Genomic DNA, 14,488 nt, shown 5'->3' with positions numbered 1-14,488 from the left:
CCTAGCCTCGAGCGTCAGCGATGAGCAGCAGCGGCGAGCCGGTTTGCTGGAGACGTAGTTAGCTCACAGCTTCTGCTATCGGCTGTCGCTCGAGGCTAGGCTCGACTCAGTGTTCGAGATGCCGGCCGAATTGGCACGACGCGACGCCGGTGTGCCGTTCGCGACCTTAGTATGTGAGATTGAATACGCCGTTGGTCACGTGGAGTGTCCCCGTCGTGCCTGGCAGCGGCGGGGCATCGAACACGAACGTGCCCACGATGTGATTTGGGGCGACGGTCGTGAAGGTCACCGTCCCGGTCCCGCCGGCGTTGTTGCTCACCCAGGACGCGTTGGTCAGGGTGGAGACGAGCACCTGCGACCCCTGCAATCCCGACGCGCCGACGTTGAACGTTCCGGCCGCGGTCACGCCGTTGATCGCGAAACTCATCGTGTAAGTCGTCGAGATGGCGGTAATGCCGAAGGCGTTCGCCACGGGACGGCGGACGCCGACGGGGCCGACCGCGCTCCAGCTCGTGCCGTTGACGGTCGCGGTGAACGTGCCGTTGGTGACGAACGACGAGTTCGTTCCCGTCGTCGACGAGTTGTTGTTGCACGCAAGGACGAACGAAAGCCCGAGAAGGTATGGGCGGGGTCGGGGTAGGAGTCGCATTCGCTGATAATCCGTGGCCAGCCCGCCGAACGCAAGACGGCCGCCGTCGCCGGCGCATCGATTCAACGCAGACGCGTCCGTCGGCGTGGCGAACCGCGATCCACGTGACGCGAAGCGTCCTTCTGATGGTCGTATTGATATAAGGAGCCTGTGATACAACCTCGGCGCTGTCGGCGCGTGTCGGCGCGTCGGTTACACATCTCGACCATGCGACGCTTCGCTGGGTTCATGGCCGGGCTCCTTGCGACCGCGAGCCCGGGCGTCCTTGCCGCGCGGGACACGCTCCGTGCTCTGTGGCACGTCCCCGGCGACACCGGACTGCGCACGAGCACCCTATCGCCGTTCATCACGCCTGAAACTGAACGAGCACGCGAGGCCGGCGACCGCGATCGCGACGGTCCGTTCTGGCAGGCGGAGTTGTACGGCGGTTGGGACGACGGCCACTGGTCGCCGTGGGAGCACAAGGAGCTGCACGACGATCGCGTGTCATACTTCGCGCGAATGCTCTGGACGGGCAGTTACACGGCGAGCTACGTCGCGCGCGCCACCACCGCAGGCAGTTTCGTCGCGCCGCCCGCGTACGCCGAGGAGATGTACAATCCGGCGCTGCAAGGACGGAGCAGCGGCGGAAGGTTCCTCATCGACGTACGACCGTAGTACCGAGCCTAGCCGCGCCGTTTCGCTCACCGCTCATGCTCAAAGCTCGCGCTCGCGGCTAGGCTCGCTTCAACTCCCGTGATGCGCGGCGACTGAGAAAAATCCAAACGACGCCGTTACGGTTTTACCATCTTGGGTGCTTCGTCCTGGAACGAGTATCCGTAGCCGGCCTTCGGACACTTCACCGCCGAATTCGTCGGGCTGAACATGCCGTTCGGATTGTCCTTCCAGAGCCACACGTGCAGGTCCCAGTGGTGCAGCTCGGCCGGCATGATCGGGGCGTGTCCTTCCATCGGGCCCATGAGCTGGTGTCCAAGCACCGTGGGCGGCGTCTTGGCAAGCTCGGTCGGAACGAACCACTCGGCGCCGGTGAGCACCAGCTTGTCGCCGACCGGTTCGTAGAGCAGAACCTGCGGCTTGGTGGAATCGAGCTTCGGTCCGACCAACCCCATGTTGATGAAGTGGACGCCCATCGCACCGGGCTTGTACTCCATCGAGCCGTGCTCGGTGCCTCCGCCCGGAAAGTCGACGCAGCCGACCGTCGAGTAATAGCCGTCGCGGACCGCCGCGATCGGATCTTTGTACTTGTCAAGCGCTTTGCGCACGGCGTTGACCGCCGCGACGTTCGTGACGCTGCCCTGCTGCTTGGCCTGCGCGCTCAGGGTCGTCGGCGCCGCGGCGACGAGAAGGGCGAGGACTGTGGCGGTCGACAGCGACCGGGAGACTCCGTTCCGCATCGAAAGGATCCTTGGTGGGCGATGCCGGAGCATCTCGGAATCGCGCGCCCAAGTCAAGACACGACCTGAAAAAACGATCGCTAGTCGGGCTTGTAGGGCGCCTTGATGTGAATCGGAACCGCCGTCGGTCCCCAATGAATCCGCATCACGGCGTCGTCGCGCAGGACGTTGGAGAATTCGATCTGCATCGTCTCCATGTGCGACGCCGATTCCGGCGTGACGTCGACGCGCAAGACGTCGTCGGACTCGCCGGGATACGGCTTGTGAAACACGTGCGCCGCGCGGCTGAAAATGACCGTCCACGGCTTGTGCTCGTGCGGCAGGAGCCAGAGCGAGTATTCGCCCGCCTTGAGCGCGCGGCCCTCGACTTGAACGTCGTGATCGAACACGATGCGCGTGGCCGAGTCGGCGCCGGGGTGCCACACGCTGTCCCACGGCACGAGCTGGCCCCAGAGCGGCCGGCCGCGCGCGACCGGGCGTCCGTACGAGACGGTGACCGTCGTCAGCGCGACGTTTTGCGAGATCGTCTGGCGTTGGCTGAACGGATATCCCTGCGCGCACACGGCGCCGGGAGCCGCGAGCACGATCGCCGGAAACGACAGCTGCATCGCGCGCGATATAAGCGGGTGGATTCGCATAGACAATCCGATAGACGACGTTTGCGACGAGCTCCGGCCTCTCACGGAGAAATTCTTACCAGCCCCTTGCCGGTTCCTGACTGCGTGCGATCAGCGCACGGCGACTCCGCCCCAACATCGCGACGGCAAAGTGATCCCGTCCGCCCGCGTGAACGCCAAGAGTCGGTCGTTGATCGCGCGGCGAAAGGTCTCGCGTGAGTCGTCCGACAAGGTTCGAATCAACGGACCGAGCGCCGTCAGCTCGATCAGAAAATCCCAGTACGCATTCGCATCCGCGAATTGCCACGCCATCTCGACGGGCTCGATGCGCGTCGACGAGAACCCGACGCCGTCGAGCAATGCTTGCAACTTGGCCCGATCACCGAGCGCGAGGATGCCGGGCTGCCATTCGCCGGTCGGGCGCGGAAGATGGCCTTGCTCCATCAATGTCCGCGCCGGGAGCGACGCAAACGCGTTCTCGTCAGGGCCGGTGAACACGGCGAACACTAGCCGTCCGCCGGGGACGAGCACTCGCTTGCACTCGCGCAGTGCGGCCGCGGGGTCGGGCATCAGCATGAAGCCCCAACGGCAGAGGATGCCGTCGAACCACGCGTCGGGGAGGTCCATCGCCTGCGCGTCCAGCACGCGATACTCGGCGTTCTGAATTCCGAGCTCCGCGCCTCGCTTCCGCGCCGCCCCCACCATTTCCGGAGACAAGTCTGTCGAGACGAGGCGTCCGTCTCCAAGACGTTTCGCCGCCAGAAAGCCCGTGTCCCCAGGACCTGCGGCGATCTCGAGGACGCGCTGGCCACTTTGCGGGTCGAGGTTCTTGACGAGCCATTCGTGCACCGGGCGCGACGCGGCGAAGAACGATTCTCGCTGATCGAACCAGGCCCGCGCCTGACTGTCCCAGTCGCTGCGAATTCGCTCGGTGGCCGTGGTGCTCATCGAAATCTCCGTCTGGTTGCCGGGAATATCAGTCCCGGCGACCCGGCGCGTCACCCCCGGCCACGCCGCTCGTCCTCTTATACGGTATGCGCAGACCGACTCTCCATGTTCCGCGATTTCCCATCGAGCCGCTGCCTCGCTTCCGGCTCATGTCGGTCTGGTTCGCCGCCTCATTGGCGTTTCTTCACGTCGTCCTGTTCCTGGTCGACGTCAAGCTTCCGCCCACGCTGCGTTGGATCGAAGCCGCGGCGGCGGCGACGCTCGGCGCCTGGTGGGTCTACGGCTATCGCCGCGGGCATTTTCCGCTCTTCGGATGGGCGGTCGACGCGACGCTCGTGCTCGTGGTCGCGGCGGTCTCGCCGATGCCATCGGACGCGATCGCGCTCTTTTTCGCGGGGCTTCAGTTCCGCTCGCTCTTCGTCCCGCGTCGTCAGCTCATTCTACTCATCGTGTCGTTCGCGATCGCGCGCGTCGGATCGACGGCGCTCTGGTACTCGAACGGACACGTCGAGTACGGTCCGCTGTCGCCGAATTCGCTGATCACCGTCCTCGGCCTCACGATCATCGCGGTCAGCCTCCATCTCTTTGTCGAAGCGACGCAGCGCCAGAGTGAGACGGCGCGCGACCTGGCGCGTAGCGAAGAACGCTACCGCCTCGTCGCGCGCGCCACGCGAGACGTCGTATACGACTGGCATGTGCCGAGTGGCACGATCGAATGGACGGAGTCGATGCAATCGGTGTTCGGGTACACGCCGGATCAGATCGGCGACGGCGCGTGGTGGCTCGATCGCGTCCATCCCGCCGACCGCGACGTGCTCCAACGCTCGGTGGCCGCCGCGGTGGCCGATCCCGCGACGTCGGTGTCGACGGTGCAGTATCGCGTCCGGCGCGCCGACGACCGCTACGCGCACGTTTCCGGGAGTCTCATCGTCAAACGCGCGGCCGACGGCTCGGCCGAGCGCGTGATCGGTTCCATCCGCGACGTCACGGGCGAGCACATGCTCGAGGATCGACTCCGCCAGGCGCAGAAGATGGAAGCCGTCGGTCAGCTGGCGGGCGGTGTCGCGCACGACTTCAACAACCTGCTCACTGTGATCGGCGGGCACGTGTTCATGCTGGAGCAGACGTCGTCGGATGCGGGCGCGGGACGGGGGGAACCGGATCCGAGGACAGTGAAGCATCTCGCGGGAATCACCCGCGCCACCGACCGCGCGGCGTCGCTCACGCGCCAGCTTCTCGCGTTCGGCCGCAAGCAACTGTTGTCGCCCACCATGCTCGACGTGAACGGCGTCGTCGAAGAGACGCTGCACATGATGCGGCCGGCGGTCGGCGAGCGGATCGAGGTCGTCACTCGCCTCGAGCCGAATCTGCGCCCCGTGTATGCCGACGCGGGTCAGCTCGGGCAGGTGCTCGTGAATCTCGCGCTCAACGCGCGCGACGCGATGCAAGCGAATAACGGCGGGCGGCTCGTCATCGAAACCGCGAATGTCACGTTGCCCGATCGCGCGAGCTCGCGCGCGGGCGACACACTCTCAGGATCGGAAGACACGGGCCTCGCCGCCGGCGACTACGTGCGTCTCACGGTGAACGACACCGGCAGCGGGATGGACGCGGACACGCTCGCGCGCGCGTTCGAGCCCTTCTTCACGACGAAGCCGCACGGACGTGGTACGGGCCTGGGTCTCGCGACGGTGTACGGCATCGTGAAGCAATCGTTCGGCGACATTCATGCCGAAAGCACACCCGGCATGGGCACGACATTCACGATTCATCTTCCAGCCACCGAGCGGCGGCGGATGCCGCGCAGCGACAAGCTGAGCGACGAAGGCGCCGCGCCGTGGACGAGTGTCGCCGCCCAGCCGAGGTCACCGCATCGAGGTGTGCTCCTCGTCGAGGACAACGCCGGCGTGCGTGCGTTCGCGGCCGAGGTACTCTCGAAGGCCGGATACGACGTTCGCTCGGCGCGCCACGGCGTCGAGGCGCTCGAGCTGATGCGAAAGTACGATTCGTCGATCGACATGCTCGTCACCGATGTCGTGATGCCCGAGATGGGCGGGCGCCCGCTGGTGGAACAACTGCGCAAGCGCCGGCCGCAACTTCCCGTCCTTTACATCACCGGCTACACCGACGACGTGGGCATGATCGACGAGCTCAAAGCGACCGAAGCGCGGTTGCTCGAGAAGCCGTTCACCGCGAGTCAACTCGCCGATGCGGTCGCGTCGCTCGGCGGCCCGCTGAGGAAAGCCGGCTGAAGCAGTCCGAGCGGAGGCGCGAAGCGCCGAAGCAAGGAACACCCGTAAGACGGAGCTTCGAAGCGTTCGCCTCGTTTCAGCGGGCGGCCGAGTCGTGCTCGATAATCTGTTTGGCGCGCTGAATCACCGGACGGTCGACCAACTCACCGCGATGCGCGAACACCGCGTCCTCGGGTCGTGAGGAGAGCTCGTCCAGCACACCGCGCGCCCAAGCCACTTCCTCGTCGCTCGGTCTGAACGCGTCGTTCGTGATCGAGATCTGTTTGGGATGAATGCATAGCTTGCCGCCGAACCCAAAGCTCCGGCTCCGAGCGGCGTGTCGGCGCAACTGCTCTGGATCGTCGATCGCGAGCGTAACGAGATCGACCGGTGGCGCGATGCCGGCGACTTTCGACGCGACGACGATGCGCGAGCGCACGGCGTCGAAGGCACCGTCGGCGTCGTGGATGCCGGTGTCGAGCGTGAAATCGAGCGCGCCGAAGACGAGCCGCTCGACGCGCGGGCGTCGCGCGACGTCGAGCACGTTCCACAAGCCCGCCGCGGTCTCGATGATCGGCACGACGACGTGTTCCGGCGCGATGGCGGCGAGTGCCCGCTCGACGTGCGCGGCGCTGTCGGCCTTTGGGAGAAGGACGCCGCGGATCGCGAGCGTGCGCGCGACACCGAGGTCTTCCTCGAACCACGGCGTCAGCGCGCTGTTCACGCGAACGTAGACTGGAACGTCTCGCGGAATCGTCACGGTCATGAGGCCGCGCCGCGCATCCGCTTTCTCTTCAGGTGCGACCGCGTCCTCGAGATCGAGAATCACTCGATCCGCGCCGCTCGCCGCCGCTTTCGCGAAGCGGTCGGGTCGTGTCGCGGGGACGAAAAGCCAGGACCGGGCCGGAGCGTCGTCGCGGCCGAGCGGTGGAATCATTCCGTGCCGTGAACGACGAACGTGGAGGGAAGCGCCATCGGATTCACTCCGTCGACCCGAGAATCGGTCGTTGTCGAGAGCAAGCATGCCGGCACCCAAACCGCGGACCAGCTGGTTCTGTCGTTTCCTTCGATCACCGAGCCACAGACGTTGAATTCCACCGTCGACGAGCTTCGATTCTCGAGCGTGACGCTGAGCGGGAAGCGCGGCAAATCGACAGAGCCGGCGTGGGTGATCGTCGCCGCGATCGAATCGCCGACCACGCTGATCCGCGCTAGCCCGCGCGGACTCGTCGGTCCTCCGCACGCGAGGCCACACGCCAACGCGAGCGACAGTCGACGTCTCTTCATGCTCCGTCCCCGCTCATGAAGCTACGAGGCCTCCGATCATTCGGAAATCCACGCTTCCGCCTCGACCGCACGCGCGCCGTCGTTGTCGGTCGACCACAACTTGAAGTGGCCGTCGTCGCCGGGAGCGCCGAAAACGAGGAAGTCCGACGTGTCGAACGTGGGCCGCGCCGCCCTGAAGTGAAACCGCCGGATCCGGTCGGGCTTGACGTGCGCTTGTAAGAGATCGAGCAGCAGCGTCGCGATCAGCGGTCCGTGCACGACGAGCCCGGCGTATCCCTCGACATGCGTCGCGTAGCGGCGGTCATAGTGAATGCGATGCGTATTGAAGGTGAGCGCTGAAAATCGAAACAGCAGTGTCTCCGTGGGTCGCACCGTGTGTCGCCACGTGGAATCCATCGCGACGAAATCCTCCCGTCGTTCGACCGCGCGGAGCGTGGCCGGCGGCGGATCTCGATAGACCAGATCCTGTTCCTCCTCGATCGCGATGCCTCCGTCGGTACTGAACCGATGACGCACGGTCACGAACACCAGCGGCGACTCGCGCCCCTTCTTTTCCTCGACCGACTGGATCAAAGAGGCGCGTTCGACGCGCTCGCCGACGCGCAGCGGCCGATGGAACGTCACGCGACTCCCGGCCCACAACCGGCGCGGCAACATCACCGGCGGCAGGAATCCGCCGCGCCGCGCGTGACCGTCGGGCCCTAGTTCCGACTCGCGCGCCACGCCCGGCGCGAGCGTCCAATGAAATCCCAATGGCGCCGCCGTGCCCTCGGTGGGCGTCTCCGCCGAATGATCGAGCGTCGCGTGCCAAGCCGCCACGCGACTCGGCGTGATCCAGTCGGCCCCCGTCTGCGTCCGCCCGATCCACAGCTTCCAATCGTGGTCGACCATCACGAATTCAACGTCCCCCACCAAGGCTCCTCGTCCACACGTCCGGATTCTCGTCCCGCACCCCTTCCGCAGCAAGCCCGCGTGGCATCCCGGTGCTCCGCCGGTCATGCCATATTCGATGAACAGCAGAACCGCACGCGGATTACCACGGATTCTGCGGAGAAGCCTTCCCGAAAAGGGCTCTCTTGAATTGTAGTTCTGGTCGTTGGTGCCGCTGGCCAGCCACAAAGGACCTCCCTTGGCGCACGAGTCCAAAGAGTCTCACCCAGAAATTCGAGAGGCCATTCGAGCGCTCTGCGAGAACTTTCCGGGCAAGTATTGGCAAGGGCTCGATTCCGAGCAGCGCTATCCGGAGGAATTCGTCTCGGCGCTGACGTCGGCCGGGTGGATGGCGGCGCTCATTCCGCAGGAGTACGACGGCGCGGGGCTCGGACTCGCCGAAGCCTCGGTCATTCTCGAGGAGATCAACCGCTGCGGCGGCAACTCGGGCGCGTGCCACGGGCAGTTGTACAACATGGGCACGCTGTTGCGCCATGGATCGGAAGGACAAAAGCGCGCGTATCTGCCACGCATCGCACGCGGAGAGCTGCGCCTCCAGTCGATGGCCGTCACGGAGCCGACGACCGGCACGGACACCACAAAGACCGCGACCGTCGCCGTCAAACGCGGCGACCGCTACGTCGTCAACGGCCAAAAGGTGTGGCTGTCGCGCGCGCACCATTCGGATCTTCTCGTACTGCTCGCTCGCACGACGCCATTCGCGGAATCGGCCCGCAAGACCGACGGCATGTCGCTCTTCCTCGTCGACATCAAGGCATCGCTCGGCAACGGGCTCGCCCTGCGACCGATTCGCAACATGGTGAACCACGAGACGAGTGAAGCGTTCTTCACGGATCTCGAGGTCCCGGCCGAAAATCTCATCGGCGAGGAAGGGAATGGCTTTCGCTACATCCTCGACGGCCTCAACGCCGAGCGCACACTCATTGCCGCCGAATGCATCGGCGACGCGCGATGGTTCGTCGCCAAGGCGACGGCGTACGCGAATGAACGCGTCGTCTTCGATCGGCCGATCGGTCGCAATCAAGGCGTCCAGTTTCCGATCGCCGAATGCCACGTGGAGATCGAGGCGGCGGACCTGATGCGCTGGAAAGCGTGCACGCTTTTCGACAACCACGAGCCGTGCGGCGCAGAGTCGAACATGGCGAAATACCTCGCCGCGAAAGCATCGTGGGAAGCGGCGAACGTGTGCTTGCAGACCCACGGCGGCTTCGGTTTCGCCGCCGAGTACGACGTCGAACGCAAGTTCCGCGAGACCCGTCTCTACCAGGTGGCGCCGATCTCGACGAATCTGATCTTGTCCTACGTGGCGGAGCACGTGCTGGGCCTTCCGCGGTCGTTTTGATGCTTCCACTCGACGGCATCACCGTCGTCTCGCTCGAGCAGGCCGTGTCGGGGCCGTTCTGCACGCGCCAGTTGGCGGACTACGGCGCGCGCGTCATCAAAGTCGAGCGACCGGGCGACGGCGACTTCGCGCGCAAGTACGACCGGGCGGTCAATGGGCTGTCGTCGTATTTCGTGTGGTTGAACCGCTCGAAGGAGAGCGTGACGCTCGATCTCACGCGGCCGCTGGGGCGCGAGGCGCTCGACCGCTTGCTCGCACGAGCCGACGTCTTCGTGCAGAATCTCGGGCCCGGCGCCGCGAGCCGGCTCGGGCTCGACTGGCAAACGCTGGCCGAGCGGTTCCCCCGCCTCATCGTCGTGGACATCTCGGGCTACGGCGACGGCGGACCGATGTCCGGCCGCAAGGCGTACGATCTTCTCGTGCAAGCGGAGGCGGGGTTGCTGTCGGTGACCGGCTCAGACGACGTGCCGTCGCGCGCCGGCGTTTCCATCGCCGACATCGCGGCCGGGATGTACGCGTATTCCGGAACGCTCATGGCCCTCCTCCAGCGTGAGAAAACCGGCCGAGGCACGCGCGTCGGCGTGTCGATGCTCGACGCGCTCGGCGAATGGATGAGCCAACCGGCGTATTTCGCGCGATACTCCGGCGACGCGCCGAAGCGCACGGGCGCGTCGCACCCGACCATCGCCCCCTACGGCCCGCATCGCGCCGGCGACGGAAGGGATGTGTTGCTCGGGATTCAGAACGATCGCGAATGGGGGCGGTTCTGCGCGTCAGTGCTCGAGCTGCCGGACCTCGAGCATCACGGTCATTTCTCGGACAACACCAGGCGCGTCGCGAATCGCGCCGAGTTGACCCGAATCATCGAGGAAGCCTTCGAGGAGCTCTCGGCCGACGAGGTCGTGCGCCGCTTGGACGGCGCGGGAATAGCCAACGGACGTCTCAACGACGTGCACGAATTCGCGGCGCACGAACAACTCCGCGCGCGCCATCGGTGGCGCGCCGTGGAGACCGAGACCGGCCCGATCGCCGCGCTGCTGCCACCGGTTTCGATCGACGGAGCCAGTCCCGTGATGGGAGCGATTCCGGCGGCCGGTGAGCAGACGAACGCGATACTGGCGGAGCTCGGGTACGATCAGCCTACTATAGAATGGATGCGCGACACGGAAGCGATATGACGACTGCAATCACGAACGCCACGGGCACGCGAGCGCTCGCCGAGTTCTCCGCCGAGCTGCGGTACGAGGACATTCCATCGGGCGTGATCGACGGCGTGAAGGATCTCATGACGGATTGGCTCGGATCCGCATTGGCCGGGAAGGGAGCGCGCCCCGTCGTCGCGCTCGAGCGGTTCGCGAATGAGATGGGGCCCGCTGACGGCGCATCGGAGATCATTCCGGCCAGGAAGAGCACGAGTCCCTTGTTTGCGGCGCTGATCAACGGTGCTGCGTCGCACGTCGCCGAGCAGGACGACGTTCACAACGGCGCGGTGTTCCATCCCGCGGCGGTGGTCTTTCCCGCCGCGTTGGCCGTGGCGCAGTCGGAACGCTCGTCGGGGCGCGAGCTACTCGTGGCCGCGATCGCCGGCTACGAGGTCGGCATTCGCGTCGGCGAATTTCTGGGGCGCTCGCATTACAAGATCTTTCATACCACGGGCACCGCCGGAACTCTTGCCGCGGCAGCCGCGGTCGCTCGCCTTCTGCGACTCGACGCCGACGCGACGCAGAACGCGTTGGGATCGGCTGGAACGCAAGCCGCGGGACTTTGGGAATTCCTTCGCGACGCCGCCGACTCCAAGCAGTTGCACACGGCGAAGGCGGCGGCTGACGGGCTGCTCTCCGCATATCTGGCGCGCGACGGCGTGACCGGCGCACGGCGCATTCTCGAAGGCAGGCAAGGTCTCGCGGCGGGAATGTCCAGCGACGCCGATCCGTCGCGGCTCACCGAGGGGCTCGGCACGCGGTGGGCGACGATTGAGACTTCTTATAAACTGCACGCCTCCTGCCGGCACACGCATCCCGCGGCCGACGCGTTGCTGTCGGTGATGCAGCGGGAGGGCTTGTCGCACGAACAGATCGCCCATGTCACGGCGCGCGTGCACCAGGGCGCGATCGACGTGCTCGGCCAGGTGACCGAACCGACCAACGTCCACCAAGCAAAGTTCTCGATGGGAACCGTCCTCGGCCTGATTGCCGTGCGTGGACGGGCCGGGCTCGACGATTTCGAGGACGCGCTCGACGACGACGACGTGTCGGCTTTTCGCCAGCGTGTGAAGATGATTCTCGACGACGAGGTGGACTCCGCGTACCCCCGGCGCTGGCTGGGACGCGTGGACGTCGAGACGGTCGATGGCAGAACGCTTCGCGGCCGCGTCGACGTTCCCAAAGGGGATCCGGGAAACTCGTTGTCGAGGGTCGACCTCGAACAAAAGGCCGTCCGTCTGGCGCGCTTCGGTAGATCGGCGACGGAGGACGAGGTCAGAGGCGCGATCGAGCGGATTCGGCGTCTGGACTCCACCGATCTGGTGGAGCGGCTCGTTCGGTAGGCGCGTTGAAACCGCCTCCATCCGGCGACCGTAGCGTCCCCTAGCCCTCGTCCTGGAGCCGCCTCGTGCCCAGTTTCGCCTCCGATCTTCGCGTCGCGGTTCGTCGCGCGCGCAAACGCCCAGGCTTCACGGTCGTCGCGTTGCTGTCCCTCACGCTCGGTATCGGAGCGAACACGGCGGTGTTCAGCTTGGTGAACGCGATCCTCCTGCGGCACGCGCCGATTCCGCACCGGGAGCAAATCGCCGAGGTCTTTCAGCAGCAAGGCGATTTCCCGTACGCGCCGTTCTCGTATCCGGACTACGTAGACTTCCGCCGCGCCACGGCGGGGACGTTCTCACAGATCTCGGCGTCGATGTTCACGGTCGCGGCTCACGACGTGGGCGATCATGTCGAGTCGCTCATGGGCGAGCTGGTAAACGGCGACTACTTCCCGCTGCTCGGTTTGCGTCCCGCGGCCGGGCGCTTGCTCGGCCCGCAGGACGACGTGAGCCCTGGCGCGCACCCCGTCGTCGTCCTGTCGCATGACTACTGGCAACGCACCTTCGCCGGCGATCCCGCCGTCGTCGGGCGCAAGATGCGTCTCTCGGGACGGGAATACACGGTCGTCGGCGTCGCCCCCGCGTCGTACACCGGGATCGTAAATGGCATCGTGCCCGCGGTGTTCGTGCCGCTGCAGATGATCAACCAACTGCAGCCCGACGTACGCGACCAGTTGAAGCAGCGAGGCAATCACTCCGCGTTCATCAAGGCGCGGCTCGCGCCGGGTGCGACGATGGTGCAGGCGAAGGCGGTCGCCGCGCGGTTCACCGCGGACATGGCCGCGAAGTACCCGGCGCAATGGCCGAGCGGGACATCGCTCGTCGTCGTCGCGGAGAACGACATCGCCGTCAACCCGCTCCTCGACTCGGTCGTCGTTCCCGCGGCGGCCGCGCTCATGATCGTCGTCGGGCTCGTGCTGCTGGTCGCGTGCGCGAACCTCGCCAGCTTCCTCCTCGCGCAGGCGCGCGATCGGCGCAAGGAAGTGGCGATCCGTCTGGCCATCGGAGCGAAGCGCAGCATGCTCGTGCGGCAGTTCCTCGTCGAAGCGCTCGTCCTGTCGGCCGTCGGAGGCGTCGCCGGCGTCCTCGTATCCGGCGCCGCGCTGCGCGCCGTGCTGCACACCGACCTTCCTCTTCCGCTCCCGATCACGCTCGACGTCTCGCTCGACTGGCGAGTGTTGTCGTTCGCCGTCGCCGCGTCGGCGATCGCGGGCGTGTTGTTCGGACTTCTTCCCGCGCTGCAAGCGACGCGAGCGAGCGTCGTCGAAACGATCAAGAACGAGAACGCGGACGGTGGCCCGAAGCGCCGGTTCACCATGCGCAACGCGCTCGTCGTCGGGCAGGTGTCGGTCTCGCTGACGCTGCTCATCACCGCGATGCTCTTCTTGCGAAGCCTGCAAGCGCGGGCGACGGTGAACCCCGGTTTTGGCGCGGCGCCGGCCGGAATGGTGTGGTTGGCCATCCCCACCGACCGCTACGACTCGACGAGACGTTTGCAACTTCTCGACGACATCGAGCACCGTATGGCGCGAATCCCCGGCGTCGTCACCGTCGGAGCGATCGACAACATGCTGTTGAATCCGCTGAGCCAGCAGGGCAAGCGCATTCGCGTCCCCGGTGTCACGCCGCCGAAGGGACAGACCGCGTTCGACATCGACTTCTCCGCGGCGGATGCGGGATTCTTCGATGCGAGCGGGCTCACGCTCGTGCGCGGACGCGCCATCACCGCCACCGACGTGCCGAGTGCGCCCCGTGTCGCCGTGATCAACGAGGCGATGGCGAGCCGATTCTGGCCCGGAAAGGATCCGATCGGCCTGACCTTCAGCACCGACTCGCTCACCTATCAGATCGTCGGCGTCACCCACACGACAAAGGTTCGAACACTCGGCGAAGATCCGCGACCGTTCTTCTTCACCTCGTTCGCGCAAGAGTTCGCCGCGACCGCGATGCTGGTCGCGCGCACGAACGGCGACGCCGACCGCACCGCGACGCAAATGCTTGCGACGCTCCGCGAGATCGACCCGAGCCTGATGGCGATCCAGGTGAAGACGATGTCGCGCCACCTCGCCGCGATGCTACTCCCGGCGCGGCTCGGCGCGATTGCGTTCATACTGTTCGCCGGCCTCGCGCTCGCTCTTGCCGTACTGGGCGTCTACGGCGTCGTGAGCTACGCGGTGGCGCGTCGCTCGAGGGAGGCGGGGATTCGGCTCGCCGTGGGCGCGCAGCCGAACGCTATCGTGCGTCTGCTCATGCGTGAGGGGCTGACGCTCGTCACGATCGGCTCGGTCCTCGGCCTGCTGCTCGGCCTCGGCGCCGCCCAGGTGCTGCGCACGCTGTTGTACGGAGTCGGTGCGGTGGACCCGATCACGTTCATCGCGGCGCCGGTCCTGTTGATGGTCGTCGGTGCGGCGGCTGCGTTTCTGCCGGCGAGAAGGGCTGGCAGAGTCGATCCGGCGGGGGTTCTGAGATCTGAATAGAGCGCGCG

The 14,488-nt window shown here is 66.1% G+C and carries 13 protein-coding genes; 6 read left to right on the top strand and 7 right to left on the bottom strand.

The genetic code is table 11. From position 1 onward, the window contains the following. Window positions 1-166: 166 nt before the first annotated feature. Window positions 167-649, bottom strand: coding sequence for a hypothetical protein (locus VGQ44_02510; GenBank protein ID HEV8445657.1), 483 nt, complete (start codon window positions 647-649; stop codon window positions 167-169). A gap of 207 nt (window positions 650-856) precedes the next feature. Here VGQ44_02510 and VGQ44_02505 point away from each other — a divergent pair, with 207 nt between their 5' ends. After that, the gene (locus VGQ44_02505) at window positions 857-1,306 is read left to right on the top strand and encodes a hypothetical protein (GenBank protein HEV8445656.1); all 450 of its coding nucleotides are present in this window, start codon (window positions 857-859) and stop codon (window positions 1,304-1,306) included. 116 nt (window positions 1,307-1,422) lie between these two features. Here the strand turns inward: VGQ44_02505 and VGQ44_02500 are convergent, their stop codons facing one another. The 3 genes from VGQ44_02500 to VGQ44_02490 form a co-directional block, all read right to left on the bottom strand. Beyond that, window positions 1,423-2,043, bottom strand: coding sequence for a hypothetical protein (locus tag VGQ44_02500; GenBank protein HEV8445655.1), 621 nt, complete (start codon window positions 2,041-2,043; stop codon window positions 1,423-1,425). A gap of 80 nt (window positions 2,044-2,123) precedes the next feature. Continuing rightward, window positions 2,124-2,681: a DUF2911 domain-containing protein gene (locus tag VGQ44_02495; protein HEV8445654.1), complete on the bottom strand. Its 558-nt coding sequence runs from the start codon at window positions 2,679-2,681 to the stop codon at window positions 2,124-2,126. A 90-nt stretch (window positions 2,682-2,771) separates the two neighbouring features. Next, window positions 2,772-3,608, bottom strand: a complete 837-nt coding sequence (locus VGQ44_02490) for a methyltransferase domain-containing protein (protein ID HEV8445653.1) — start codon at window positions 3,606-3,608, stop codon at window positions 2,772-2,774. 86 nt (window positions 3,609-3,694) lie between these two features. Between VGQ44_02490 and VGQ44_02485 the strand changes: the two genes are divergently transcribed. Next, entirely contained in the window at window positions 3,695-5,860 is a 2,166-nt protein-coding gene (locus VGQ44_02485) for a response regulator (protein HEV8445652.1), read from the top strand. Window positions 5,861-5,936: 76 nt separating this feature from the next. Here VGQ44_02485 and VGQ44_02480 read toward each other — a convergent pair whose 3' ends face one another. From VGQ44_02480 to VGQ44_02470, 3 genes are read right to left on the bottom strand one after another with little or no spacing between them, the layout of a single operon-like run. Then, window positions 5,937-6,776, bottom strand: a complete 840-nt coding sequence (locus VGQ44_02480) for a CoA ester lyase (GenBank protein ID HEV8445651.1) — start codon at window positions 6,774-6,776, stop codon at window positions 5,937-5,939. Beyond that, on the bottom strand, window positions 6,773-7,126 hold the full coding sequence (locus VGQ44_02475; protein HEV8445650.1) for a hypothetical protein: 354 nt from the start codon (window positions 7,124-7,126) through the stop codon (window positions 6,773-6,775). Before VGQ44_02475 ends, VGQ44_02480 begins: the two co-directional genes overlap by 4 nt. A gap of 36 nt (window positions 7,127-7,162) precedes the next feature. Continuing rightward, the gene (locus VGQ44_02470; GenBank protein ID HEV8445649.1) at window positions 7,163-8,038 is read right to left on the bottom strand and encodes a MaoC family dehydratase N-terminal domain-containing protein; all 876 of its coding nucleotides are present in this window, start codon (window positions 8,036-8,038) and stop codon (window positions 7,163-7,165) included. A 217-nt stretch (window positions 8,039-8,255) separates the two neighbouring features. On the opposite strand from VGQ44_02470, the gene VGQ44_02465 reads away from it, so the two are divergent. The 4 genes from VGQ44_02465 to VGQ44_02450 all read left to right on the top strand — a co-directional run bounded on the left by VGQ44_02465 (window position 8,256) and on the right by VGQ44_02450 (window position 14,480). Next, window positions 8,256-9,419 carry an acyl-CoA dehydrogenase family protein gene (locus VGQ44_02465; protein ID HEV8445648.1) on the top strand — a complete coding sequence of 388 codons (1,164 nt, stop codon included), beginning with the start codon at window positions 8,256-8,258 and terminating at the stop codon, window positions 9,417-9,419. Continuing rightward, window positions 9,419-10,597, top strand: a complete 1,179-nt coding sequence (locus tag VGQ44_02460) for a CaiB/BaiF CoA-transferase family protein (GenBank protein HEV8445647.1) — start codon at window positions 9,419-9,421, stop codon at window positions 10,595-10,597. Before VGQ44_02465 ends, VGQ44_02460 begins: the two co-directional genes overlap by 1 nt. Continuing rightward, window positions 10,594-11,964, top strand: a complete 1,371-nt coding sequence (locus tag VGQ44_02455) for an MmgE/PrpD family protein (protein ID HEV8445646.1) — start codon at window positions 10,594-10,596, stop codon at window positions 11,962-11,964. Before VGQ44_02460 ends, VGQ44_02455 begins: the two co-directional genes overlap by 4 nt. A 65-nt stretch (window positions 11,965-12,029) precedes the next feature. Then, a complete protein-coding gene (locus VGQ44_02450; GenBank protein ID HEV8445645.1) occupies window positions 12,030-14,480 on the top strand; it encodes an ABC transporter permease in 2,451 nt (816 codons plus the stop codon). The last annotated feature ends 8 nt before the right edge of the window (window positions 14,481-14,488 follow it).

The organism is Gemmatimonadaceae bacterium, from assembly GCA_036003045.1.
Taxonomy (GTDB): domain Bacteria; phylum Gemmatimonadota; class Gemmatimonadetes; order Gemmatimonadales; family Gemmatimonadaceae; genus JAQBQB01.
Note: the sequence above shows the minus strand (reverse complement) of the source record. Positions and strands in the feature narration are given on the sequence as shown.